The sequence below is a fragment of the Streptomyces sp. NPDC050617 genome (genome assembly GCF_040654795.1).
Taxonomy (GTDB): domain Bacteria; phylum Actinomycetota; class Actinomycetes; order Streptomycetales; family Streptomycetaceae; genus Streptomyces.
The window spans coordinates 180,655-205,241 of the sequence record NZ_JBFAIS010000002.1 but is presented as its reverse complement, the minus strand read 5'-3'; the positions used below and the strand labels follow the sequence as shown (position 1 = coordinate 205,241).

17 protein-coding genes and 3 tRNA genes are annotated in these 24,587 nt (G+C 72.4%); 14 read left to right on the top strand and 6 right to left on the bottom strand.

The window, feature by feature from the left end; genetic code table 11:
- Positions 1–374: 374 nt before the first annotated feature.
- Complete coding sequence (locus AB0I49_RS03465) at positions 375–2,030, top strand: long-chain fatty acid--CoA ligase (protein ID WP_363225130.1); 1,656 nt, start codon at positions 375–377, stop codon at positions 2,028–2,030.
- Positions 2,031–2,079: 49 nt separating this feature from the next.
- Here AB0I49_RS03465 and AB0I49_RS03460 read toward each other — a convergent pair whose 3' ends face one another.
- The 3 genes from AB0I49_RS03460 to AB0I49_RS03450 form a co-directional block, all read right to left on the bottom strand.
- A complete protein-coding gene (locus AB0I49_RS03460) occupies positions 2,080–2,544 on the bottom strand; it encodes a signal peptidase I (RefSeq protein WP_363225129.1) in 465 nt (154 codons plus the stop codon).
- Positions 2,545–2,664: 120 nt separating this feature from the next.
- A complete protein-coding gene (locus AB0I49_RS03455) occupies positions 2,665–7,308 on the bottom strand; it encodes a PAS domain-containing protein (protein WP_363225128.1) in 4,644 nt (1,547 codons plus the stop codon).
- A 210-nt stretch (positions 7,309–7,518) separates the two neighbouring features.
- Positions 7,519–8,055 carry an SSI family serine proteinase inhibitor gene (locus AB0I49_RS03450; protein WP_363225127.1) on the bottom strand — a complete coding sequence of 179 codons (537 nt, stop codon included), beginning with the start codon at positions 8,053–8,055 and terminating at the stop codon, positions 7,519–7,521.
- 215 nt (positions 8,056–8,270) lie between these two features.
- On the opposite strand from AB0I49_RS03450, the gene AB0I49_RS03445 reads away from it, so the two are divergent.
- From AB0I49_RS03445 to AB0I49_RS03435, 3 genes are all read left to right on the top strand, one after another.
- Positions 8,271–8,360, top strand: a tRNA-Ser gene (locus tag AB0I49_RS03445).
- 141 nt (positions 8,361–8,501) lie between these two features.
- On the top strand, positions 8,502–9,179 hold the full coding sequence (locus AB0I49_RS03440) for an HD domain-containing protein (RefSeq protein WP_363225126.1): 678 nt from the start codon (positions 8,502–8,504) through the stop codon (positions 9,177–9,179).
- Between the two features lie 124 nt (positions 9,180–9,303).
- A tRNA-Arg gene (locus tag AB0I49_RS03435) sits at positions 9,304–9,376 on the top strand.
- Positions 9,377–9,693: 317 nt separating this feature from the next.
- On the opposite strand, the gene AB0I49_RS03430 is transcribed toward AB0I49_RS03435, so the two are convergent.
- Positions 9,694–10,482, bottom strand: a complete 789-nt coding sequence (locus AB0I49_RS03430; protein ID WP_363225125.1) for a GntR family transcriptional regulator — start codon at positions 10,480–10,482, stop codon at positions 9,694–9,696.
- Between the two features lie 107 nt (positions 10,483–10,589).
- Here AB0I49_RS03430 and AB0I49_RS03425 point away from each other — a divergent pair, with 107 nt between their 5' ends.
- From AB0I49_RS03425 to AB0I49_RS03410, 4 genes are all read left to right on the top strand, one after another.
- Entirely contained in the window at positions 10,590–10,997 is a 408-nt protein-coding gene (locus AB0I49_RS03425; RefSeq protein WP_363225432.1) for an NUDIX hydrolase, read from the top strand.
- Between the two features lie 164 nt (positions 10,998–11,161).
- Positions 11,162–11,431, top strand: coding sequence for an ATP-binding protein (locus tag AB0I49_RS03420; RefSeq protein ID WP_363225124.1), 270 nt, complete (start codon positions 11,162–11,164; stop codon positions 11,429–11,431).
- Positions 11,425–11,841 carry a hypothetical protein gene (locus AB0I49_RS03415; RefSeq protein ID WP_363225123.1) on the top strand — a complete coding sequence of 139 codons (417 nt, stop codon included), beginning with the start codon at positions 11,425–11,427 and terminating at the stop codon, positions 11,839–11,841. The genes AB0I49_RS03420 and AB0I49_RS03415 overlap by 7 nt, the downstream gene beginning before the upstream one ends.
- Positions 11,842–13,389: 1,548 nt before the next feature.
- The gene (locus AB0I49_RS03410) at positions 13,390–14,295 is read left to right on the top strand and encodes a MerR family transcriptional regulator (protein ID WP_363225122.1); all 906 of its coding nucleotides are present in this window, start codon (positions 13,390–13,392) and stop codon (positions 14,293–14,295) included.
- 46 nt (positions 14,296–14,341) lie between these two features.
- On the opposite strand, the gene AB0I49_RS03405 is transcribed toward AB0I49_RS03410, so the two are convergent.
- Positions 14,342–15,133 (bottom strand): alpha/beta hydrolase, encoded by a 792-nt coding sequence (locus AB0I49_RS03405; RefSeq protein ID WP_363225121.1) that lies wholly within the window; start codon positions 15,131–15,133, stop codon positions 14,342–14,344.
- A gap of 135 nt (positions 15,134–15,268) precedes the next feature.
- On the opposite strand from AB0I49_RS03405, the gene AB0I49_RS03400 reads away from it, so the two are divergent.
- A tRNA-Met gene (locus AB0I49_RS03400) sits at positions 15,269–15,342 on the top strand.
- Between the two features lie 139 nt (positions 15,343–15,481).
- Here AB0I49_RS03400 and AB0I49_RS03395 read toward each other — a convergent pair.
- Complete coding sequence (locus tag AB0I49_RS03395) at positions 15,482–16,390, bottom strand: TIGR03620 family F420-dependent LLM class oxidoreductase (RefSeq protein WP_363225120.1); 909 nt, start codon at positions 16,388–16,390, stop codon at positions 15,482–15,484.
- A 129-nt stretch (positions 16,391–16,519) separates the two neighbouring features.
- On the opposite strand from AB0I49_RS03395, the gene AB0I49_RS03390 reads away from it, so the two are divergent.
- The 5 genes from AB0I49_RS03390 to AB0I49_RS03370 all read left to right on the top strand — a co-directional run bounded on the left by AB0I49_RS03390 (position 16,520) and on the right by AB0I49_RS03370 (position 24,547).
- Entirely contained in the window at positions 16,520–17,266 is a 747-nt protein-coding gene (locus AB0I49_RS03390; RefSeq protein WP_363225119.1) for a response regulator transcription factor, read from the top strand.
- Between the two features lie 24 nt (positions 17,267–17,290).
- Positions 17,291–18,994 carry a HAMP domain-containing sensor histidine kinase gene (locus AB0I49_RS03385; RefSeq protein ID WP_363225431.1) on the top strand — a complete coding sequence of 568 codons (1,704 nt, stop codon included), beginning with the start codon at positions 17,291–17,293 and terminating at the stop codon, positions 18,992–18,994.
- 39 nt (positions 18,995–19,033) lie between these two features.
- Entirely contained in the window at positions 19,034–20,506 is a 1,473-nt protein-coding gene (locus AB0I49_RS03380; protein WP_363225118.1) for a bifunctional glycosyltransferase family 2/GtrA family protein, read from the top strand.
- Positions 20,503–22,785, top strand: coding sequence for a glycosyltransferase family 39 protein (locus AB0I49_RS03375; RefSeq protein ID WP_363225117.1), 2,283 nt, complete (start codon positions 20,503–20,505; stop codon positions 22,783–22,785). The genes AB0I49_RS03380 and AB0I49_RS03375 overlap by 4 nt, the downstream gene beginning before the upstream one ends.
- Before the next feature lie 223 nt (positions 22,786–23,008).
- Positions 23,009–24,547 (top strand): MFS transporter, encoded by a 1,539-nt coding sequence (locus tag AB0I49_RS03370; protein WP_363225116.1) that lies wholly within the window; start codon positions 23,009–23,011, stop codon positions 24,545–24,547.
- Positions 24,548–24,587: the final 40 nt, after the last annotated feature.

The window sequence follows — 24,587 nt, the reverse complement described above, 5'->3', positions numbered from 1 at the left end:
CTGCGGTGCCTGCGCGAGAGTCGTGCCGCCACCCGGCGGCGACGTACAGTCGGCCATCGACTTCCTCGCCGAGCAGGATCGCAGAGAACAGGTTCGTAGTTGCGGCGCAAGGACGAGAACGGCGAGCCGATCCCTGGTGCCGAGGGTGTCGAGGTGCAGGTACACGCCCTGTGGGAACCTGATCCATGGAAGCCTGCCCACATCTGCCCAGGACCGTTCGGCACCGTGACGGCTGGACTGTGGCTCGCAGCTGAACTGTGGACACGTCCCGACACATGGGCACAGATTCCCCCGAGGTAGTGACATACCGCGTGGTATGCCCCGAGAATCGCGGCCAAGCGCTACCGCCGCGTAACTCATGGGGAGGCCCACCGGTGTACGGCACAATGCAAGATGTACCGCTGTTGATCTCGCGGATTCTGGAGCACGGCCGACAGATCCATGGTTCATCTCAGGTCACCACATGGACCGGTGAGGCTGAACCGCAGCGCCGTAGCTTTGCCGAGATTGGCAACCGCGCCGCCCAACTCGCACACGCGCTTCGCGACGAACTCGGAGTACGTGAGTCGGACGTTGTCGGCACGCTCATGTGGAACAACTGCGAGCATCTGGAGGCGTACCTCGCCATCCCCTCCATGGGCGCCGTGCTCCACACCCTCAATCTGCGGCTGCCCCCGGAACAGCTGGTGTGGATCGCGAACCATGCCGCGGACCCCGTCATCCTCGTGGACGGCAGCCTCCTGCCGATGCTCGCCGCGGCGCTGCCGCGGCTGCCGGCCGTACGGCACGTGGTCGTGAGCGGCCCCGGCGACCGTTCCGTGCTGGACGGCGCCGCCGCCACCGTGCACGAGTACGAGCAGCTGATCGCCGGCCGCCCGACCACGTACGACTGGCCCGACCTCGACGAACGGCAGGCCGCCGCCCTCTGCTACACCTCCGGCACCACCGGCGAGCCCAAGGGCGTCGTCTACAGCCACCGCTCCGTGTATCTGCACTCCCTCCAGGTCAACGGCGCCGACGCGTTCGGGCTGAGCCCCGCCGCCGTCTGCCTGCCGGTCGTGCCGATGTTTCACGTAAACGCCTGGGGGCTGCCGCACGCCGCCTTCATGGCCGGCGCGTCGATGCTGATGCCCGACCGCTTTCTGCAGCCCGCGCCGCTCGCCGAGATGATCGAGGCCGAACGGCCGACCTTCACCGCCGGTGTGCCCACCATCTGGCAGGGGCTGCTCGCCGAGCTGGACGCCCGGCCGCGCGACGTATCCAGCCTGAAGACCCTGGTCAGCGGCGGTTCGGCGTGTCCGCCGTCGCTGATGCGGGCCTTCGAGGAGCGCCACGGGCTGACCGTCGTGCAGGCGTGGGGCATGACGGAGACCTCCCCGCTCGGCTCCGTCGCCTTCCCGCCGCATGGCGTCACCGCCGAGGAGGCATGGCCGTACCGCGTCACCGCCGGCCGCCTGCCCGCCCCCGTCGAGGCGCGGCTGGCCGGGCCCGACGGCGGGTTCCTGCCCTGGGACGGCGAGTCCGCCGGCGAGCTGGAGGTGCGCGGGCCGTGGATCGCGGGCGCCTACTACGGCGGCGCCGGCGGCGAGCCCTTCCGGCCCGACGACAAGTTCAGCCCCGACGGCTGGCTCCGTACGGGCGACGTCGGCACGATCACCCCGGACGGCTATCTGACCCTCACCGACCGCGCCAAGGACGTCATCAAGTCCGGCGGCGAGTGGATCTCCTCCGTCGAGCTGGAGAACCGGATCATGGCTCACCCCGCCATCGCCGAGGCCGCCGTCGTCGCCGTTCCGGACGAGAAGTGGGGCGAACGGCCCCTGGCCACCGTCGTCTTCAAGGAAGGCGCCACGGCCGAATTCTCCGAACTGCGCGATTTCCTCGCCGAGTCCGTCGCCCGCTGGCAGCTCCCTGAGCGCTGGGTGCGGGTGGAGGCGGTGCCGAAGACGTCGGTGGGGAAGTTCGACAAGAAGGTGATCCGGCGGCAGCACGCGGCGGGGGAACTGCCGGTCACGGAGCTGGACTCGTAGCCAGGGCTCAGGGCTCAGGGCTCAGTGAGCCTGTCCGGCTGTGGTCGCGTCACGCCTCCCCGGACAGGCTCTCGGCCCGCCGCCGCGCCCGTACCGCCTCTGCCTCCGCCGCTGTTTCCGACTCCGCCGCTGTTTCCGACTCCGCCGTTGTCTCCGTCTCTGCCCCATACCCCGGTACGGACGGCCAGCGCACCGTCAGCACCACCGACTCCTCCTCCGCGAACCAGGAGTGGTCGACCCCGCGCCCCCACACCACGTAGTCCCCCTCCTCCGCCAGGAGAACGCTTCGACCAGGGAGTTCCACGCGGAAGCGGCCCCTGACGAGAACCAGCAGGGCCGTACGCTCCTCGCCGCGTACCCAGCGCGCCCGCTCGTCGCCCCGCGGGTGGACGCCCCACTTGATCTCTACGGACTCGCTGTGCCGCGGGTCGTCGGCGTCCTTGAAGTGGCCGAGCAGCCACCCCCGGTCCAGCGCCGCGTCCTTGCCCGCGTTGCCCACATACACGTCATTCACGTCATACGCGTCACATGCGTCATTCACGTCATGCGCGTCGCTGTTCGAGCTGTCGTTCACGGGGGCGGAGGCTAGCAGCCGTCAGCGGCTGCCCCGCGGCGGCGGCCCGGCCGGGCTCCGTCAGTTGTTGCCGATCTTCGCCAGCAGATCCACGATCCGCCCCTGCACCTCCGCGCTCGTCGAGCGCTCCGCGAGGAAGAGCACCGTCTCGCCCGACACGAGCCTCGGCAACTGGGCCGGGTCGAGGTCGGCGGAGGTGTACACGACGAGGGGGGTGCGGTTGAGCAGGCCGTTGCCGCGCAGCCAGTCGACGATCCCGGCGCGTCGGCGGCGCACCTGCAACAGGTCCATGACCACCAGGTTCGGCCGCATGCGCGCCGCGAGCGCCACCGCGTCGGCGTCCGTCGCCGCGCGCCCCACCTGCATGCCGCGCCGCTCCAGCGTGCCCGTCAGCGCCTCCGCGATCGGCTCCTGCTCCTCGATCAGCAGGACGCGGGGCGGGTGCTGCTCGCTGTCGCGCGGGGCCAGCGCCTTCAGGAGCACGGCCGGGTCGGCGCCGTACGCGGCCTCCCGCGTCGCCTGCCCCAGACCGGCCGTGACCAGCACTGGAACCTCGGCGGCCACCGCCGCCTGACGCAGCGACTGGAGTGCCTTGCGGGTGATCGGCCCGGTCAGCGGGTCCACGAACAGCGCCGCCGGGTAGGCGGCGATCTGCGCGTCCACCTCCTCGCGGGAGTGCACGATGACGGGCCGGTAGCCGCGGTCGCTCAGCGCCTGCTGCGTCGTGACGTCGGGGGCCGGCCATACGAGCAGCCGGCGCGGGTTGTCCAGCGGCTCGGGCGGCAACTCGTCGTCCATCGGCGGGGGTTGCTCGTCGTGGACCTCGACGGCGCCGTTCGGGCCGTCCAGCGGTTCGGGGCCCTCGGCCGCGCCCTCGTCCGGCGCTCCGATGGCGTAGGCGCGGCCTTCGGAGGGGGCGTGCATGAGGTGCGGCTGCTGAGGAGCCTGCTGATGCGGCTGCTGGGGATGAGCCTGGGGCTGAGGTTGCGGTTGTGGCGGGGTGTGGCCGTGGGGTTGCCCCTGCGGGCCCGTGGGCTCCGCACCGGGTACGCCGCGGTCGGCCGTGTCCGGCGGCGTGCCGAGCTTGCGCCGGCGGCCCGAACCCGAACCGGTGGACGTGCCGCCCGCGGGGGTCGGGGCCTGCGCGGGCTGCTGCCGCTGCCCGCCGTCCATCGGCCGCGCGAACGGCGTGCCCTGGCCGAGCGTACGTACGCTGATCGAGCGCTGCTGGCCCTGGCCCTGGCCCTGGCCGGGGGCGTGGTGGTCGGAGGCGGCCTCGGCGCTCAGCGGCTGTGGCTGCGGTTGCGACTGGGGCTGCGATTGCGATTGCGACTGTGGTTGCGGCTGATGAGGCTGGTGCGGGTGCATCTGGCGGGGCAGCGAGGGCGCGTCGGCGTCCGGGCCGTGGCCGTTCCGTTCGCCCTGATCGCCGCGGTCGCCGCGGTCGCCCTGCGGTTCCTCGGCCAACGGCCGCCGCGCCCGCCTCCGGCCCGAAGGCTGCTCGCCGCCGCCCGCGCCCCACGGGCCCTGGCCGCCCTGCGCGCCCGGAGCGCCGGGCGCACCGGCCATGGCGGCCGACGCCTCACCGCCCCCGGAGCGCGCTCCGGCCCCGGCCCCGGCTCCGGTCCCGGCCTCGTCCTCGGCCGAGCGCGCCTGCGGCAGCGCGCCGCCCGGGTACGGGCCGCCCTGCCCCGGATGCGCCGCCGGGAACTGCTGCGCCTCCGGGAACTGCTGCGGGGCGCGGTCGGCTGCCGCCGGCGGCAGCGCGAACGGGCCGCGCGGGGCAGCCGGTTCGCTCTCGCCCTGCCCCGGAACCGCCCGCTCGGACGCCTCGGCCAGCGCACGCCGGGCGCGCCGCCCCGTGGGCTGGGACGGCGTCTGCTGCCGGTCCGCGTCGTACTGCTCGGGACCGTACGGGCCCGCGGCACCCGGCTGGCCGCCCGGCCCAGGCCCGTACTGGTCGGCGGCGTCGTACTGGGCGAGGCCGCCGGGCGGCGTCGGCCCGAGGGCGCTGGGGAGCTCCGACTGCGGAGTGCGGTCGGCCTCGGCGGGCGGCAGCGCGAAGACGGCCCGCCCGCCGGGCTGCCCCTGCTGCGACTGCGACTCCTGCCCCTGCTGTGCCTGCTGCGCCGCGTCCCGGCGGGCGCGGCGGCCGGTCGGCTGCGGGTACTCGCCCTCGCCGGGCGCGCCGTGACCGGTGGGGCCGTGACCGGTGGGGCCGTCCGCCGCCCCGGCCGCCGACGGATCGAAGCCCCCGCCCCGGCCGTGCCGGTTGGGCCGTCCGTGCGGTTGCGCTTCGGCGTCGCCCGCGCCGAGCTGCTCCTCCTGCGGGCTGCGCCGCGCCCGCCGCCGCCCGGTCGGCTGCGGCTGTGCCTGGTCCTGCACCTGCGGCTGAGCCGGCGGCTGCACGTGACCGGCTCCCGGCCCCGGCCCTGGTCCCTGCGGCCCGTAACCCTGCCCGCCGGGCCCGCCCTGCGGTCCGGGCCCGTACGCCGGGTCGCTGCTGCCGGGCCGCTGCGGACGGTACGGCTGCCCGCCCCCGGCCTGCTGCCCGGAACCATTCGCTCCGTGTGCTCCGTGTGCTCCGTGTGCTCCGCCACCGGTCGTACGCGCGATGGCCTTGCCGCCCGCGTCGCTGCCCGCGTCGCCGTTCGCGTCGCCGCCCGGGTCCGTACGGGCCCCGTGCCGCTGCCCGGCCTCGACCGCGAGGTGGCCGCCGACGAGGTGTTCGGGACGCTCCCCGTGCTGGGCGTGCGGCGGCATCGGACCGCCCGCGCCACCCTCCCCGTTGCCGCCGCTGTTCCCGTTCCCGCGGCCGTTCCCGTTCCCGCCGCCGTTTCCGATCCCGCCGCCATTGCCGCTTCCGCCGGCCGCGCCGTCGGGCTGCTGTCGGCCGGGCTGCTGCCCCGCGCCGCCGCCGGGGCGCTGCGGACCGATCGGCCGACGCCGGCCACCGCCGCCGGGAGCGTCGTCCGGGCCGCCGGGGTCGTTCCCGTCGCCGCCGGCCTCGGGGCCCCTGCGGCCACGCCGCCCGCTGCCCTGGGACTGCTGTTCATCGTGTCCCTGGGGCGCGCGCGGCGGCTGCACGCCCCCCTCGGCCTCCGAGGCGCCGCCATCCGCCCCACTGCGCGCCTCGGTCCCCCGCGCCCGCTGTGCGGGCACCGGCATCACCGTGGTCGCGTTCTCCCGGTCCGCCAGGCGCTCGGACCCGGCGGGCACCGGGCCGCCCTTCGCGGAGATCGGCACCTCCAGCACGTACGCGCTGCCGCCCGCCGCGCCCGGCACCTCGTGCGTCTGGAGCACGCCGCCGTGGCGGCGCACGATGCCGCGCACGATCGGCCCGTGCACCGGGTCGCCGCCCGGATACGGGCCGCGCACCTCGATCCGTACGACCTCGCCGCGCTGCGCCGCCGCGACCACGATCGTCGAGTCGGCGGCCCCGGAACCCGCGCCTCCGGGCACGTGCGACGGCGAATTGCCAGTGGAGTCGACGCCCGCGACGTCCGCGATCAGGTGGGCCAGCGCCTGCGCCAGCCGCTCCGCGTCGACCTCGGCGTCTATCGGCGGGGCGTGCACGGCGAACTGCGCGCGCCCCGGCCCGATCAGCTCGATCGCGCCCTCGACGCCGGCCGTCACGACCGTGTCGAGGGAGACCTTCTCGCGCTCCAGCCGCTCGGCGCCCGAGTCGAGCCGCTGGAAGCTGAGGACGTTGTCGACGAGCGTGGTCATCCGGGCGTAACCGGCGGTCAGATGGTGCAGTACCTGGTTGGCCTCGGGCCACAGCTGCCCGGCCGGGTCGGCGGCCAGCGTGCCCAGCTCGGCGCGGAGTTGCTCCAGCGGCCCGCGCAGCGACTCGTCCAGGACGGCCAGCAGCTGGGCGTGGCGCTCGGCGAGCGTGTCGTACGCGCGCCGGTCCGTGAACGTCATCACCGCGCCGACGAGCTGGTCCCCGTCCCGTACGGGCGCGGTCGTCAGGTCGACCGGCACCGACCGGCCGTCCTTCGCCCACAGCACCTGCGCGCGCACCCGGTGCTTGCGCCCGGAACGCAGCGTGTCGGCGATCGCCGACTCCTCGTACGGGAAGGGGGACCCGTCCGCGCGCGAGTGCTGGATGAGGGTGTGCAGCTCCCGGCCGCCGAGGTCGCTGGCGCGGTAGCCGAGTATCTGGGCGGCGGAGGGGTTCACGAGGACGACCTTGCCCGCCGTGTCCACGCCCACCACGCCCTCCGCGGCGGCGCGCAGGATCATCTCCGTCTGGCGCTGCTGGCGGGCGAGTTCGGCCTCGGTGTCGAGGGTGCCGGTGAGGTCGCGTACGACGAGCATCAGCAGCTCGTCGCCGGTGTAGGGGTGGTGGTCGGCGTACGGGGTCCGGCCGTCCTCCAGATTCGCGCTGGTCACCTCGACCGGGAACGTCGTGCCGTCCGTACGCCGCGCGACCATCCGGGTGGGCTTCGTACGCCCGTCCTCGCTCCCTTGCTCGTCCACGCGCCGCATCGAGCCGGGGATGCGGCGGGAGTCGAAGTCGGGGAGCAGGTCGAGGAGTCCGCGGCCGACCAGCCCGGTGCCGGGGACCTCGAAGGTCTCCAGCGCGATGTGGTTGGCGTTGACGACCGTGCCGTTGCAGTTGACGAGCAGCAGCGCGTCGGGGAGGGCGTCGAGTATGGCTGCGAGGCGAGCAGCGCCTCGGGATGGCCTGCTGCTCACGACGGACGTTCCTCCCTGGTTACCGCACTTCGCCGGCGCCCCCGGGCCCCATCCTGCCGTCGGCCCCGCGCCGTGTCACTGACAGGAAGTCTACGGGCTGTGGATGCGGGCGCGTCGGGGGATGACGGGGTGCGGCGGCGGATACGGGCGTGGCGCGGGAGGGCCGGGCGCCCGCGGCAACGGGCGCCCGCCGGCCGTCCGGCCGGGCCGTCAGCCCTGCTGCGTGGGGAACACGCTGGAGAACTTGTTCCAGCGCGCGGTCTCGCACCCGTTGGACCGCTTGAAGTCGGCGCTCACGGGCCGCCCGGCCCAACTGCCGGACACGTGCGCCTGCTCCGGCCCGCCGTAGATCTGCGTGCACATCCTGTTGGTCGGCACGGGCGCGAAGGTGTCCTTGCCCCACTCGGTCGCCCCGTCGAGCTGGTCGCAGGCGGCCTTCGCGTGCGGGTGGGTGCCGCCGGCGGGGTGGCAGTAGAGCTCGTACGTGCCGTCGGAGCCGTTGGTGCCGGTGACCGTGACGGTGAGGTGGTCGTCGTGGGCGGGGGCGGGCACGGGCAGCGGGCGGAGGGGCCCGCGGGCGACGGCGGAGACGGCCGAGACTGCGGAGGCGGCGGAGGCGGCGGGGGCCGAGACGGCGGGGGCCGAGGCGGTGGTGGCGGCCGTGGCTGCTGTGGCGGCTGTGGGGAGGGTGAGCAGGGCGGCCGGGAGCAGGGCGACGGCGGTGGCGACGAGACGGCGGAGCGACATGGTGGGACTCCAGGGAGGTACGGACCGAACGGGGCCGGTGTCATGTACCTGTGGCCCCTATCCCCCTCTAACGCGCCTCCGGCCCGCGCGTTGCGCTCCCCGCGGCGACTTTGCCCAGTCGGCCGCTCGCCCGGTAGCGTAGGCTCCGATTGGTGACGGGCCGCTGGCCTGTGTCATCATCTGCACGCACCACCTCGCGCCGGCGCGGGGGTGCTGGAGGCTTCGCCTAGTCTGGTCTATGGCGCCGCACTGCTAATGCGGTTTGGGGTAACCCCCCATCCCGGGTTCAAATCCCGGAGCCTCCGCTCGCTTCGAAAGCCCCGTCCGCACCGCGGCCGGGGCTTTCGCGTTCTCCGCCCCCGCCCCCCGTTCCCGTCCTGATCTCGCCGCGCGGAAGGGGCGGGTCCGAGGGGAGGCTGGGAACTCCACGGACGAAGGGAGCCGCAATGCCCACCGACCCCACCACCCCGAGCACTCCGGACAGCACCCCCGAGAGCATCGGAGACATCACCATCCCGGACAGCCGGCTGGTCCGGGAGGCGACGGAACTGGTCCGGGACGCGACGGACGACCTGATCTACCACCACTCACGGCGCGTCTACCTCTTCGGCGCCCACCACGGCCGTACGCACGGCCTCTCCTACGACCCGGAGCTGCTGTACGTCGGGGCGCTCTTCCACGATCTGGGGCTGACCGAGAAGTTCCGGGCGTCGCAGCAGCGCTTCGAGATCGACGGCGCGGACGAGGCGCGCCGCTTCCTGGCCTCCCACGGGGTGCCGGAGGAGCGCACCCGCCTGGTCTGGGAGGGCATCGCCCTGCACACCACCCCGGAGATCCCGCACCACATGGCCCCGGAGATCGCCCTGGTCACGGCCGGTGTCGAGCTCGACGTCCTGGGCATCGGCTACGCCGACCTCCCCGAGGACGTACGGGAGGCCATCGTCGCCGCCCACCCCCGCCCCGACTTCAAGCGCCGCATCCTCCGCGCCTTCACCGACGGCATCGCCCACCGCCCCCAGACCACCTTCGGCAACGTGAAAGCCGACGTCCTGGCCCACTTCGTCGACGGCTACACCCGCCCCGACTTCGTCCGGGTCATCGAGGACTCCGCCTGGCCCGAGTAACCGCACCGAGAGTCATATGCCCAGGTCAGCGGCGGTGCGGGAATCGGATTTCGCCTCTCGGCGCAGGTCATGTAATGTTGTTCCCGCAACGCCGACCGGCCAGAAAAAACCGCCGGAAAGCCAAGCGCTCGTAGCTTAACGGATAGAGCATCTGACTACGGATCAGAAGGTTGCAGGTTCGAATCCTGCCGAGCGCACAGCAGATCGAAGGCCCCGCCGAGAAAATCGGCGGGGCCTTTGGCGTTGGTGGGGACATCAACGCTGACCTCCACAGCCGAGCGGGATCGGACCGAGGCGGGTACGCCGCTCGTACTGTCGTCATCGTGGGGTCGCGTAAGGCATCGGTGAGAGACGGCGCGAACGCCCCGGGCTTGGACGGAGTTGTGCTTGGGAGCCAGCCGGGGCCCGTGGTGCCCGGCGGCCGCATCACTCGCCAACTCGTCTGCACGGGCCTGCGGGTTGGTGTGTACGAGTCCGGGGGCGCCGGGCGGCGCGGCATCCGGAGTCGTGTCGGTCAGGTGGCGGGGAGCTGGTAGGCGAGGACGTACGCGTCCGCCGCCATTACGGTGTCGCAGACCTCGACGGCCCGGCCATCGGTGTTGAAGGCCGTACGCACCAGATGGATCACCGGCACGCCCGAGGCGAGGTGCAGCGTCCGCACCTCGGTGGGCGAGGGCATCCGGGCGCGGATCTCTTCCTCGAAGTGGTCCAGGCGGTGGCCCATCTCCTCCAGCCGGGCGTAGATGCCGCCGGGGCCGGGGTTGGGTTCGGCGATCGGGGTGTTCCGTGCCAGGTCGAGCGGGAGGTAGGAGGTCGCGAACTCGACCGGCCGGCCGTCGAGCAGGTAGCGGCGCCGCCGGGCGAAGACCTTGCGGGGCGAGCCGAGTCGGGCCGCGATGTCCTGCGAGGGCCGTTCCTCCTTCACCTCCAGGCCGTCGACCTCGGGGCGGCTTCCCGCGGCTTCCGCCTCCACGGTGAAGGCCGACTTTCCCTGATCGCGATGGCGGCGCGCGAAGCGGTCCGAGGCCAGCCGCCGCACCGGAGGCCGGGGCCGCACGAAGACGCCTTTCCCGTGTTCGGAGACCGCGAGCCCTTCTCCTTGAAGGAGGGAGAACGCGTTGCGGACGGTCATCCGGGACACCCCGAAGTGCTCGACCAGCTCAGTCTCCGAGGGCAGCTTGTCGCCCTCCCGGAAGCGCTGCTTGTCGATCGCTTCGCGCAGCTGGTCGGCGATCTGCCGGAACACCGCGCGATCACTGGTCGGGTCCAGCGCGCCCAGGAGTCCTGAGGCGAGAGGAGGCATGTGTACTCCTTTAGATATCTAGACAAGTAGCTGGCCTGTGTTGCTACGGTGGGAAGCCTAGCCAGCCGAGAGGGCCGAGGAACGTGAGCACTGATCGTCCGCACTCCGTGAGCGTCGCCGGGGTGATCGTCGACGAAGCGGGCCGCGCGTTGCTGATCCAGCGGCGGGACAACGGTAAGTGGGAACCGCCCGGCGGCGTGCTCGAACGCGAGGAATCGATCCCCGACGCCCTGCAACGCGAAGTCCTTGAAGAGACCGGCCTCAAGATCGCGCTTCCCGCGACCCTCACCGGCGTCTACAAGAACATGACCGGCCTGATCGTCTCCATGGTCTTCCGCTGTGAGGCGATAGATGGCACCCCGACCACCGGAGCGGAGACCCGCGCCTTGCGCTGGGCCGCCCGCGATGAGGTCGCCGAGCTTGCCGACGAGGCATACGCGATCCGCGTCCTGGACGCGCTCGACAACACGTCCCCGCCGGCCGTCCGCGCCCACGGCGGCGTGCGACTCGTCTAGCACAAAACCGCTATCCATAGTCGCCTACCAGCACGGAGTAGCTTGTATGGACGAGTATACGAGCAGAGTGCGCCCAAGTTCCGGGGAAGAGGTAGCCCGCAGCCGCCGCTGGATACGCGACATCCTCAGCGACCACCCCCTGCGCCGCCGCCGCCGAACTCATCGTGAGCGAACTGAGCACCAACGCCCTGACCCACATGGTCAGCGGCAGCGAGGCCCGAACGCTTCAGATCACCTTGGCCGTAACCCCGCTATTCGTCGCGATCTCGGTCACGGACGACGGCGGACACCCCGAGGAGCCCCGCGTCACCCATGCCGGCGATGAGGCCACCCACGGCCGGGGCCTGAGCATCGTCATGACCCTCGCGGCTCGACTCGACATCACCGGCAACGACCACGGCCGAACCCCCCTGGCAGGAACAGCACCATGTTGAACATCCCCCTGCACCACGGCTACTGGTGCGAATGCACGATCCTCTCCCCGTCGACGGGCGAACACCCGGCGGTACTGGCCTCCATCGCGTCCGACAGCCCCGGTCAGGCAACCCACTGGATTCACAACACCGTGCGAACTATCGCCTCAGCTCTCGACGCAGGAGCCAACCGAGACGCGGGGGAATGGGTCCTGGGCGGCTACCTGGACATGGAACGCACCTTGAAGCAGGACGAGGCCGCGACGTTCTCCCTCACACAGAAGGACACCCGCATCGGGTGGTACGTCCGCCCCGTCATCTTCCTACCGCTGGCCGACCGCGAGTCCAAGCAACTCCCACCATGCGCGGAACAGTTCACCAGCCGCCCCGCCCCATACGAGACCATCAGCAGTCCATCCCCGACCCGGTGAGTTACAACTTTCTCTACAAGTTCAAGGCGGCTCGCTCCGCTCACCGCGCGCGGCCCGGCTCCCCCCCCGCCGCTCCTATCTCCGCCTCGCTCCGGGCCGGTCCGCCCAGCCGCGCAAGAGTGGTGGAGAGCCGCTTGACCTCAGAACAGATGCCTCCGGCGGGGGCGCTCCGATTCCGGGATGGGAGGGGCGCCGTTCGCGTGTGCCGGTCGTATGTGGACGGGGTGGGAGCTGGGCGGGCTGCGGCAACTGAATCCACACCGTCTAACGGCTGCCGCGGGTCGAGACCCGAAGCCGAAGGTCCGGGAATGCCCTTGCCCAAGGTTGCTTGATCGACCGTGTCGTGCTTCCGCTCGATAGATGACCGTGGAACTCGTACGCTCTTGGCGTTGGCTCCCCGCATACGCGGGGGTGGTCCCTAGCTTCGTGTTGTGCATGAGAGGACTCAACTGTGCTCCCCGCGTTAGCGGGGGTGTTTTGCCGGGCTATATGGGCTACTGGTGCCGCGTTCTGTGTTCCCATGCGTGGGGGTACTGGCGCGCATGGTCTAGGCAGTGGGCATACCTAGGAGCTAACTAGCTTCGTGTGGTGCATAAGTGACCTGCTGATTTAGTCGCATCAGCTCCCCGCGCTCGCGGGGGTAAGTCCGCTATATTTGCTGCACGGTGAAAGCCCTCGGACAATTGAGGTTGATCCGTGTGCTGACTGCATGCAAAGGGCCTGGCAGCGGCGGCTACCGCGACCAGGCCCGTGCGTGGAGTTAAGAGCGGGGCCGGCCGACCGGTAGGCGGCCGGGCTCGCTTGCAGCCCGATTTCGCCGGCGACCGCTCTCACTGGCTATCGCATTAGCGTCTCCACGCAGCCCGCGACTGCCGTCACGGCCGCGAGGGTGGCGAGTAAAACCCGAGCCCAAAGTGGGTGCGGTTGCGGACCCTCTTCCCCATGCGACTCGTCCGACGTTCGCTGACTAGCCATATCTGTCCCTTCGTCGTCATGAGTCACCTCCTCGGTGTAAGGAGGCATCCGGCAGCACGGGGCCACCGGCGGCTGGGGCGACGTCGGGTCAGACGCCAGTAGCCTAGCGTGACTTCACTGCCCGCACACATGGTTCCCCCGTCGCATGAAGAGGCTGTCTGGTGTGGCCAGTTGGGGCTGCGAGAAGCTCCGAAGCGACCGGTATGACCTCCACCGACCGGCTCACATAGAGCTACGGATCAGAAGGTTGCAGGTTCGAATCCTGCCGAGCGCACAGCAGGTCGAAGGCCCCGCCTGGGAGATCGGTGGGGCCTTTGGCGTTGGTGGGGGCGGCTGGCCGGGGGCGGGGGCGGTCGGCTGCGGGGGTGGAGGGTGTGGTCGTGGGGGCCCTGGGGACGGTGCGCTCCCCTGTTGCGCACCGGTCCCAGGGGCCCCGGGGCCGTGGCGTGGAGACATACCTCTACCGCCGTCGAACTGGCCGCCCGACGGCTGCGCCCGTCCGACATCTGTTCTCCTCGGCCCGGCGATTCCTACGCTAGATGCTCCGGTGTAGGGGAGATTCAAGGGACTGTGATGCAGGACACTTGGTCGATTGGGGAGCTGGCGGCCCGGGCGGGGCTGTCGGTGAAGACGGTTCGCTACTACTCCGATGTCGGGTTGCTGCCGCTCGCCGGCCGTAGTCAGGGCGGTCACCGCAGGTATCTGCCCGAGGCGCTCGAACAGCTGCGGTTCATCCGGCATCTGCGCGCCCTGAACCTTCCGATCGAGTCCATCATCAAGGTCGCCGACGGGGAGCTGCCTCTCGATGATCTGCTGGCCGAGCAGCTCAGCGATACCCGGACCCGGCTGGGGGAACTCCGCTGGCGGGAGGCCGTGTTGCGGGCGTTGGACGACTGCCCCGGCGCCAAACGGCTGCGGCGGCTCCGGCTGCTGGCCCGCGTGCACAGCCTGCCGCAGGCCGCGGCGGACATCTCCCGGGCCTGGGGGCACATCGTGCCCGCGTCCGTGCCCAGGCGGCTGACCGAGGCCATCACCGCTCAGAGCATCCCCGAGCCGCCGAGCGCCCCCACGCCCGAGACCGTTCTCGCCTACGCCGAGCTCCACGCTCTCGTGACGGAGCCGCAGTTCCTGCTCTACTGGGCCGCGCCCTACGTCGACGACAAGGCGTCGCTGTACGCCGAGCTCCTCGACGCCTCCGAACAGGCCACCCCCATCGTCGCGGCCGGTCTGCCGCCGCAGCGCTGTTCGGCGCTGAGCACCTTCGCCTCCGCTTGCGCCCGCGGCCGCGGCACCGAGGACACCCCCGCCTACCGTGCCTCCATCGCGGCGGAGTTCCGCACCACCGTCCCCGTGTTCCGCAAGTACTGGCAGCACCTGTCCGTCGTCACCGCCAGCAGCGAACCGACCTTGGGGGCATCCCACAGCTGGCTCGTGGAGGCCCTCATCACCGAATCGCTGACAGCGGCCGACGGGGATTGACGGGCGGGGTTGCTCCCTGGGGGCGCGGGGGCGCGGGCCGTGGCGGCTACATCGTTGTGATCTCTATGAAGCGGGTGATCATGGCGTTCACCTGGGCTGGGACCTGGAGCTGGTTGAAGTGGCCGGAGCCGACGGTCTGGCCGGTGGTGACGTTGGGGTGGGTGCGGAGTTCCGGTTCCGGGTCGCGGGCGTAGACGGCCAGGACAGGGACGTGGACCTTGGACAGGGTCTGCGGGCCGTTGAAGTCGACGACGGCCCGCCAGTTCCGGGCGGCTATGGCGGCGGGTACGGAGGAGAAGCCGTCGACGATGTCGTCCCGGCGGTAGGTGTCGCCCGGCGGGAGCATCCCGGACGTGAACTCCCTGCGCCAGGAGCCGTCCTCGTCGGCCGCCAAGTCGTCGATGGTGCGGGCGAAGAACGCCTTGAGGTGGTCGTCGTAGATCGGGGCCGGGTCGACCAGTACGACGGCCCGTACGGCGTCGGGGCGGGTCGCGCAGGCCAGGGCGACGAGGCCGCCGAGGCTGTGGCCCACCACGATCGGGCGGTCGAAGCCCGCCGCGGCCGACACGGCCAGTACGTCGTCGGCGAAGGGCTCGACGCCGTACGCGCCGGGGATCGACGGATCGGGGCGGTCGCTCTCCCCGTGGCCCCGCAGGTCCAGCGCCGCCACCGGGCGCTCGGCGGCGAAGTGCGTGTACTGCGGCTCGAAGTGCGAGCGGTCGCAGGACGCGCCGTGCACGAAGAGCATGGGCACCGCGTCGGAAGCCGGCCCCGCCTGCTCGTACGCCAGGCGGATGGAGCCCGCTGCCTCGTCCACATGCTCCGTGTAGTTCGTCACCCAGTCCTCCAGGATGTGGCGGTCGTGGCGGTCGTGCCGATTGTGCTGATCTTGCTGTTCCTGGACGCCTCAACGCTCTGCGCGGAGCTTTGATTTCCCTCTGCCGCGATCATCGCGTAGTGTTCATTTCACCGACGCGGGGTGGAGCAGCTCGGTAGCTCGCTGGGCTCATAACCCAGAGGTCGCAGGTTCAAATCCTGTCCCCGCTACTTGAAGGCCAAGGGCCCGGCACTTATCAGTGCCGGGCCCTTGGCGTTTCTCAGGGCGACAGGGTGCCACAGGCGTCTCGCGCAGTTGCGCCTGCGTGTGCGAGCCGCCGCCGGGGTGCGGGGACGCCGTGACCGCGGCCTACAGGAGGGTTTCCGCCAGGGCTCGCCATTCCGGGCGGGGGAGGGCGCCTCGGGTGTCTTCGGTCACCACCTGGATCGCCAGGTGGTTCGCGCCCGCGGCGAGGAAGGCGTCCACGCGGTCGCGGATGGCCGGGGCGTCGCCGAGGGCGAAGACGGCGTCGAGGAGGCGGTCGCTGCCGCCGCCGGTGAAGTCGTCGTCGCCGAAACCGAGTCGGCGGAAGTTGTTGGTGTAGTTGACCAGGCCGAGGTAGCCGGTGAGGTAGCCGCGGGCGGTGGCGCGGGCGCGTTCGATGTCGGGGTCGAGGACGACCTTGAGCTCGGGGGCGAGCAGGGCGTCGGGGCCCAGGGCCGTACGGGCTTCGGTGACCTGTTCGACGGTGGTCAGGTAGGGCAGCGCGCCGAGCGAGCGGTCGCGGGCGAGCCGCAGCATCTTCGGGCCGAGGGCGGCCAGCGCGCGGCGGGCGGCCGGTACGGGCCGGGGCGCGGCGTCGAGCGCGTCGAGGTAGGCGGCCATCGCGGAGTACGGGCGGCCGGCGAACGGGCGGTTCTCGCGGTCGCCGAACTCCGCGTGGCTGACCCCGAGGCCGAGTACGAAGCGGTCGCCGTGGGCCGCGCCGAGCTCCGCGTGCCGGGCCGCCACGTCCGCGGCCTCGTGCTGCCAGATGCTCAGGATGCTGCTGCCGACCGTGGCGCGGGACGTGGCCGCCAGCACGGCGGCGATGTCGTCGGGGGAGGGGCTGCCGCCGACCCAGATCGTGCCGTAGCCGAGACCGTCCAGCTCCGCCGCGGCCTCGGCGATCTCCCGGCGCCGGTCCGGGTCCTCGGAGTGCAGCGCGGCGCTCCAGACGCCGATCCGGCCGAGGCCGGTGATGGATTCCGTCGCTGTGGTGGGCGTGGTGGAAGTCATGGCAGGGGAACCGGGCGAGCGATCCCGATTATTTCCCGGCCCGCCCGCCGCACGGGCCCCGGCGGATTCTCAGGCGATTCACAGACAGGTGAAAGGGGTCTCTCAGACCGCCGCCCCAAGATCGGAAGCATGACCGCGACCTCGCCCAAGGGGCGTACCGAGCTGCTGCGAAACGACGGAAGCCCCGTACGGGTGCTCGTCGTCGACGACGAGAGCGCGCTCTCCGACCTGCTGTCGATGGCGCTGCGCTACGAGGGCTGGGACGTGCGCACCGCCGCGGACGGCGCCGGGGCCGTCCGTACGGCCTGCGACTTCCGGCCGGACGCCGTGGTGCTCGACATGATGCTGCCCGACATGGACGGGCTCTCGGTGCTGGGGCGGCTGCGGCGCGAGCGGCCCGAGGTGCCCGTGCTGTTCCTGACCGCCAAGGACTCGGTCGAGGACCGGATCGCGGGGCTCACGGCGGGCGGCGACGACTACGTCACCAAGCCGTTCAGCCTGGAGGAGGTCGTCGCGCGGCTGCGCGGCCTGCTGCGCCGCTCCGGCGCCGCCGCCCAGCGCAGCGACTCCGTGCTGGCCGTCGGCGACCTGGTGCTCGACGAGGACAGCCACGAAGTGGCGCGCGGCGGGCGGGAGATCCATCTGACCGCGACCGAGTTCGAGCTGCTGCGGTTCCTGATGCGCAACCCGCGCCGGGTGCTCAGCAAGCCGCAGATCCTCGACCGGGTCTGGTCGTACGACTTCGGCGGCCAGGCCAACGTCGTCGAGCTGTACATCTCCTACCTCCGCCGGAAGATCGACGCCGGCCGGGAGCCGATGATCCACACGCGGCGGGGCGCGGGCTATCTCATCAAGCCCGCCGCCGAGGCCCGCTGAGGCCGTGCGCCCGTGAAGCTCCGGCTGCCACGCCGCGCCGGACCCGGGGCGGCCCGCCGCACCCGGTCCCCCCACCGCACCTGGTCGCTGCGCACGCGGCTCGTCGTCTCCGCCGTCGCCCTGGTCGCCGTCGTCTGCGCGGTCATCGCCACCGTCACCACCATCGCGCTGCGCACCTCCCTGTACGACCAGTTGGACGCCCGCCTCGCCGAGGTCGCGGGGCGGGCCGCCGGGCCGCCCCGCGATCCGCGGATGCCCGTACTGATCACCGACGACTCGCTGCGCTTCGTCTCCAGCGGCGGCCAGCCGCTCGGCACCATAGGCGCGGTCCTCGACAACAGCGGCTCCGTCGTCGAGTCCGCCATCAGCGTGCAGCAGAGGTCCGCCAAGCGCACCGCGCCGCCCGTCGGGCGCAAAGCGCTCACCGCCGCGCAGATCGGCGCGCTCACCTCGATCAGCTGGGACGGGCGGCCGCACACCGCCGACATCCCCGGGCAGGGCGAGTACCGCGTGAAGTCCGCCAGCGGCGTCAACGGCACGTACCTCGTCGGCATCCCGACGCGTGAGGCCCGCGACACGCTCAGCACCCTCATCGTCGCCGAGATCTGCGTCACCGCCGCCGGGCTCGTCGCCGCCGCCCTCGCCGGCACCGCGATCGTACGGATCGCCCTGCGCCCGCTGCGCCGGGTGGCCGCCACCGCCACCCGCGTCTCCGAAACCCCCCTGCACAGCGGTGAGGTGGCTCTGCACGAGCGCGTACCGGCGGCGGAGGCCGACCCGCACACGGAGGTGGGTCAGGTGGGCGCGGCGCTCAACCGTATGCTGGGGCACGTCGGTTCGGCGCTCGCCGCGCGGCAGGAGAGCGAGACGCGGGTCAGACAGTTCGTGGCGGACGCCAGCCATGAACTGCGTACTCCGCTCGCCTCCATCCGCGGTTACGCCGAACTCACGCGCAGGGGACGGGAGGAGACCGGCCCCGACACGCGGCACGCGCTGGGCCGCATCGAGTCCGAGGCGCACCGGATGTCCGGTCTCGTCGAGGACCTGCTGCTGCTCGCGCGCCTGGACGCCGGCCGCCCGCTCTCGCGCACGGAGCTCGACCTCTCTCCGCTCGTGGTCGACGCCGTGAGCGACGCGCGGGCGGCCGGACCGGACCACGCCTGGGTGCTCGAACTGCCCGACCGGCCCGCGCTGCTCCAGGGCGAGTCCGCCCGGTTGCACCAGGTGCTGGTGAACCTGTTCGCCAACGCCCGTACGCATACGCCCCCCGGCACCACGGTCACCGCCCGCGTCGAGCGGCGCGGTCAGCGGCTCGTGCTGTCCGTCGAGGACGACGGGCCGGGGATTCCGGCGGAGCTGCGCCCGCACGTCTTCGAGCGGTTCGCGCGCGGCGACGCCTCGCGCTCCCGGAACGCCGGGAGCACCGGGCTGGGCCTCGCCATCGTGCAGGCGGTGGTGGAGGCGCACGGCGGGCGGGTGACGATGGACAGCGTTCCCGGGCGTACGGTCTTCGCCGTGCATCTGCCGGCCGCCGCCGGGAGCGGCGAGCGGAGCGGGCCGGTGGGAGAGGGCGGGCCGGCCGAGGAGGGCGGGTCGGCGGAAGACGGCGGTCCGGCCGAGGGGGCCGGGACGGTGGAAGACGGCGGTCCGGCGGGAGACGGCGGCGTGGCCGAAGAGGGCGGGTCGGTGAAGGAGAGCGCCTCCGCTCACAGTCGTTCCACAGGCTGAACACACCCCTGATACAGGGGGCTTGTCGAGAGTCGCAATATGACTCATCCCCCGATCGACGCGTTGCCGGCCCGGGAGCATCTGCTCCTCGGGCTCACGGCGACCGTGCTCGATGTCGTGATCCCCGTCTACAACGAGGAGACCGATCTCGAACCCTGTGTGCGCAGGCTCCACGACCACCTCTCGGCGACCTTCCCGTACGGCTTCCGGATCACCATCGCGGACAACGCGAGCACCGACCGCACCCCCGAGGTGTCGGCCCGGCTCGACGACGCGCTGGAGGAGGTCACCGCCGTCCGGCTGGAGCGCAAGGGCCGGGGGCGGGCGCTGCGCACGGTCTGGTCGCACTCCGACGCCCCGGTCCTCGCCTATATGGACGTGGACCTCTCCACCGACCTGAACGCGCTGCTGCCGCTGGTGGCGCCGCTGATCTCCGGCCACTCGGACCTCGCGATCGGCTCCCGGCTCGCGCGCAGTTCGCGGGTGGTGCGGGGCCCGAAGCGGGAGTTCATCTCGCGCGCGTACAACCTGATCCTGCGCTCCAGCCTGGCCGCCCGGTTCTCGGACGCGCAGTGCGGGTTCAAGGCGATCCGCAAGGATGTCGCGGACCGGCTGCTGCCGATGGTCGAGGACTCCGGCTGGTTCTTCGACACGGAACTCCTGGTGCTGGCGGAGCGCGCGGGGCTGCGCATCCACGAGGTGCCCGTGGACTGGGTGGACGACCCGAACAGCACGGTGCGCATCGTCCGTACGGCCACGGAGGACCTCAAGGGCGTGTGGCGGGTCGGGCGGGCGCTGGCCACCGGGGCGCTGCCGCTGGACCGGCTCAGCCGCCCGTTCGGCACGGACCCGCGCGACCGCGAGCTGAGCGGCGTGCCGGGCGGGCTGGCGCGGCAGCTCGTCGGGTTCTGCGTGGTGGGCGTGCTGAGCACCCTGTTCTACCTGGGGCTGTACTCGCTCTTCCGGCTCGGCGTCGGCGCGCAGGTCGCCAATGGGCTGGCCCTGCTGGTCTCCGCCCTCGCCAATACGGCCGCCAACCGGCGGCTGACCTTCGGCGTGCGCGGCCGGGAACGGGCCGTGCGCCACCAGGCGCAGGGCCTCGTCGTCTTCGGCATCGGGCTCGCCCTGACGAGCGGTTCGCTGGCGGCCCTGGAGGCGGCGGCGGGCGGTTCCGGCGCGGGCGGCCCCTCGCACGGCGCCGAACTGGCGGTCCTGGTCGCCGCCAACCTCGCGGCCACGGTGCTGCGCTTCCTGCTGTTCCGCGCCTGGGTCTTCCCGGCGGGGCGTGAGGGTGGCGCAATCGTTGACGGGCCGTCAGCGGCGGCGGTGCGCGGAACGCCTGCGGGCGGCGCGTCCGCGGGCGGCGTGCGTGCGCGCGGCGGGCCTACGAGCGTCGGGCCTACGGGCGGGCCGGCCACGAACGGCGTGCCCGCGAACGGCGTTTCCGCGGGCGGCGGTAACCGCTTCGGCCGCGACTACGCCCCGAGCACGAGCCCGAGGAGCACCCGATGACCACCCACCACCCCGACGCCCCCATGCCGCCGACGCGCCTGCCGGGCGAGCCGCGCCACGGACGTACCGGCCGCCCCGGCCCCGTACCGGCGGCGGACGGGCCGGACTCCGGTCCGTACGCCCGGCTGCGCGGGCTGCCGGGCCGCGTCTGGCGCGGCAGCCTGGAGGACCCGGCCTGGGCGCGGCCCGGTCTGCTGGCGCTGCTGGCCGTGACCGCCGTGCTCTACGTCTGGGACCTGGGGGCGTCCGGCTACGCCAACCAGTTCTACTCGGCCGCCGTGCAGGCGGCGAGCGAGAGCTGGAAGGCGATGTTCTTCGGCTCGTCCGACGCGGCGAACTCCATCACCGTGGACAAGCCGCCGGGCGCGCTGTGGCCGATGGCTCTGTCCGTACGGCTCTTCGGGCTCAGCTCCTGGTCGGTGCTGGTGCCCGAGGCGCTGATGGGCGTCGCGACCGTGGGCGTGCTGTACGCAGCCGTGAAGCGGCACTTCGGGCCGGCGGCCGGGCTGCTGGCCGGTGCGATCTGCGCGCTCACGCCCGTAGCGGTGCTGATGTTCCGCTTCAACAACCCCGACGCGCTGCTGTGCCTGCTGATGGTCTGCGCGGTGTACTGCGTGCTGCGGGGGCTGGACGACGGCCGTACGAGGTGGCTGGTGCTGGCCGGGGTCTGCTTCGGGCTGGGCTTCCTGACGAAGACGCTCCAGGCGTGGCTGATCGTGCCGCCGCTGGCCCTGCTGTACGCGCTGTGCGCGCCGGTCCGGATGCGCACGCGGCTGGCCCAACTCCTGTGGGCGGGGCTGGCGATGCTGGTCTCGGCGGGCTGGTGGGTGGCGATCGTCGAACTGTGGCCGAAGTCCTCGCGCCCGTACATCGGCGGCTCGCAGGACAATAGCTTCCTCGGGCTGACCTTCGGCTACAACGGCTTCGGCCGCATCACCGGGGACGAGTCCGGGAGTGTGGGCGGCGGCAGGGGCGGCGGTGGCGGCGGCTGGGGCCTGACGGGCTTCGACCGGCTCTTCGGGTCCGACATGGGCGGTCAGATCGCCTGGCTGCTGCCCGCGGCGTTCATCCTGCTGGTCGCCGGGGTGTGGCTGGCCTGGCGCGGGCGGCGCAAGGGCACGGCCCTGCCCTCCGGGCAGCGGGCGGCGTTCCTCGCCTGGGGCGGGGCGCTGGTGATGACGTTCCTGACGTTCAGCTTCATGTCGGGGATCTTCCACCAGTACTACAACGTCGCCCTGGCCCCGTATATCGGCGCGCTCGTCGCGATGGGCACGGTGGTGCTGTGGCGGCGGCGTTCGAGCCGGGCCGCCGCGGTGGTGCTCAGCGTGACGGCGGCGGTGACGGCCGGCTGGTCGTACGTGCTCCTCGGGCGTACCGCGCACTGGCTGCCGTGGCTGCGCTGGTCCGTGCTGATCGGCGGCGTGGCGGCGGCGCTCGCGCTGCTGCTCGTGGCGCGGCTCGGGCGGCGGCTGGCGTGGTGGGCGGCGGGCGCGGGCATCGCCGCGTCGCTGGGCGGGCCCGTCGCGTACGTGTTCAACACGGTCGGCACCCCGCACGGCGGGTCGATCGTGACGGCGGGTCCGGCCTCCGGGATGCCGGGGATGGGGATGGTGATCCGCGGCAAGAAGGGCACCGGCGGTGTCTTCTTCGGCGCCGGCCAGAAGCCCAAGAAGGCCCCCGGCGGGCAGCAGGCCGGGCAGCAAGGGGGCTCGCAGGGCGGGCCGCAGGGAGGTGCGCAGGGAGGTCCGCAGGGCGGCGGGGCCGGCGGCGAGCGGCGCGGCAAGGGGCCCGTGCTCGTGGGCGTGGGCGGGCTGCTCGACGGCCAGGACATCGACCCCAAGGCGAAGGCCGCGGTGAAGGCGGACGCCGACGACTACACCTGGGCGCTGGCCACGGTCGGCTCGCAGAACGCGGCGAGTTATCAGCTCGCCAGCGGAAAGCCGGTGATGTCGATCGGCGGGTTCAACGGCAGCGATCCGTCGCCGACGCTGGAGGCGTTCAAGGAAGCCGTCCGGCAGGGGAAGATCCATTACTTCGCCGAGGCGGAGCGGCTGGGCGGCCAGCGGCAGGAGGGCTACGGCCCCGCGATCACTTCCTGGGTGAAGGCGAATTTCGAGAAGGTCAAGGCGGGCAAGAGCACGCTCTACGACCTGACGAAGCCGAAGTCCCAGAAGGGGTCCGGGCAGGGGGCTTCCGGGCAGAAGGCTTCCGGGCAGAAGGCTTCCGGGCAGAAGGCTTCCGGGCAGGGGGCTTCCGGGCAGGGGGCGAAGGAGAAGTAGAAGGGCGGCGGCCGGCGGTGAAGGAGAAGTAGAAGCACGGCCGTCGGCTGCGAAGGAGAAGTAGAAGCACGGTGGCCGGCGGGAAAGCCGGGTGGGGCGGCCGTTTCCACGGTAAGCGGAATGCCGGTCGCCCCGTGCCCGTAAAAAATCACTTGTACGGCGTATGAATCGCTGTTGTACGGTGTAAATCGAATCCCAGTCATACGCCGTACAAGGAGCTCAGTTGTCCGCGCCTGCCGCCATCCGGCCATCCGCCGGGTCGGGCCACCCCCAGAGGTGGCTGATTCTCGGCGTCATCTGTCTAGCCCAGCTCACGGTCCTCCTGGACAACACCGTCCTCAACGTCGCCATCCCCTCCCTCACCACCGAGATGGGCGCCGCGACCTCCGACATCCAGTGGATGATCAACGCGTACTCGCTCGTGCAGTCCGGGCTGCTGCTCACCGCGGGCAGCGCCGCCGACCGCTACGGACGCAAGAAGCTGCTGGCCGCCGGGCTCGCCCTGTTCGGCGTCGGCTCGTTGGCCGCCGCCCTCTCGCAGACCACCGGCGAGCTGATCGCCGCCCGCGCGGGCATGGGCGTCGGCGGCGCGCTGCTGATGACCACCACCCTCGCCGTCATCGTCCAGGTCTTCGACGACGCCGAGCGCACCAAGGCCATCGGCCTGTGGGGCGCCGTCAGCTCGCTCGGTTTCGCCGCCGGGCCGCTGATCGGCGGCGCGCTGCTCGACCACTTCTGGTGGGGCTCGATCTTCCTGGTCAACATCCCCGTCGCGCTCCTCGGACTGATCGCGGTCCTCAAGCTCGTACCCGAGTCGAAGAACCCGGCGGGCGACCGGCCCGACCTGCTCGGCGCCCTGCTCTCCACCATCGGCATGACCGGCGTCGTCTACGCGATCATCTCCGGTCCCGTGGACGGCTGGACCTCGTCGTCCGTGCTGCTCTCCGCCCTCATCGGCGTCGTCGGCCTCGGCGTCTTCGTGCTCTGGGAGCGCCGCGCCCCGCACCCCATGCTGGACATGCACTTCTTCCGCAACCGCCGCTTCGTCGGGGCCGTGGCGGGCGGCATCCTGGTCGCCTTCGGCATGGGCGGCTCGTTCTTCCTGCTCACCCAGCACCTGCAATTCGTGCTCGGCTACAGCCCGTTGGAGACCGGGCTGCGCATGACGCCGCTCGCGATCGTCATCGTCGCCCTCAACCTCACCGGGGTCGGCGCGCGGCTGCTGCCCCGGCTCGGCACGCCGCTGACCATCGTCGGCGGCATGGGCCTGCTGGCCGGCGGCCTCGCCGCCGTCGCCGTCCTCGGCGCGCACGGCTACGGCGGGATGCTGCTCGGCCTGGTCCTGATGGGCGCGGGGATCGCGCTCGCGATGCCCGCCATGGCCAACGCGATCATGTCCGCCATCCCGCCGGAGAAGGCGGGCGTCGGCGCGGGCGTCAACGGCACCTTGACCGAGTTCGGCAATGGTTTGGGCGTAGCCGTGCTGGGCGCGGTCCTCAACTCCCGGTTCGCCGCGCTGGTGCCCGCCGTCGCCGCCGGGGCGGGCTCGCTGCCCGCCGCGCTCGCCGCCGCCCGTACGGGCGCGGACCGCTCCGCCGTGTCCGACGCCTTCTCAACCGGCGTCCAGACAAGCCAGTTGGCGGGCGCCGCCGCCGTGCTCGTCGGCGGCGTGCTGGCCGCGCTGCTGCTGCGCCGGGCCGAGCGCGCCGACGCGGCGCCGCCGGAGCAGGAAGCGGAGGAGGGCGTACCGGTCGGCGGCTGAGCGCCGCCGGGCCCGGCCGGACGGCGGCGGCGAGTGTCGC

What these genes read in the sequence shown, in the direction of transcription:
- AB0I49_RS03450 (WP_363225127.1), bottom strand. Translation starts at nt 8,055, where the DNA reads ATGTCGCTCCGCCGTCTCGTCGCCACCGCCGTCGCCCTGCTCCCGGCC.
- AB0I49_RS03415 (WP_363225123.1), top strand. Translation starts at nt 11,425, where the DNA reads ATGTTGAACATCCCCCTGCACCACGGCTACTGGTGCGAATGCACGATC.
- AB0I49_RS03380 (WP_363225118.1), top strand. Translation starts at nt 19,034, where the DNA reads ATGACTCATCCCCCGATCGACGCGTTGCCGGCCCGGGAGCATCTGCTC.
- AB0I49_RS03440 (WP_363225126.1), top strand. Translation starts at nt 8,502, where the DNA reads ATGCCCACCGACCCCACCACCCCGAGCACTCCGGACAGCACCCCCGAG.
- AB0I49_RS03390 (WP_363225119.1), top strand. Translation starts at nt 16,520, where the DNA reads ATGACCGCGACCTCGCCCAAGGGGCGTACCGAGCTGCTGCGAAACGAC.
- AB0I49_RS03395 (WP_363225120.1), bottom strand. Translation starts at nt 16,390, where the DNA reads ATGACTTCCACCACGCCCACCACAGCGACGGAATCCATCACCGGCCTC.
- AB0I49_RS03430 (WP_363225125.1), bottom strand. Translation starts at nt 10,482, where the DNA reads ATGCCTCCTCTCGCCTCAGGACTCCTGGGCGCGCTGGACCCGACCAGT.
- AB0I49_RS03375 (WP_363225117.1), top strand. Translation starts at nt 20,503, where the DNA reads ATGACCACCCACCACCCCGACGCCCCCATGCCGCCGACGCGCCTGCCG.
- AB0I49_RS03410 (WP_363225122.1), top strand. Translation starts at nt 13,390, where the DNA reads ATGCAGGACACTTGGTCGATTGGGGAGCTGGCGGCCCGGGCGGGGCTG.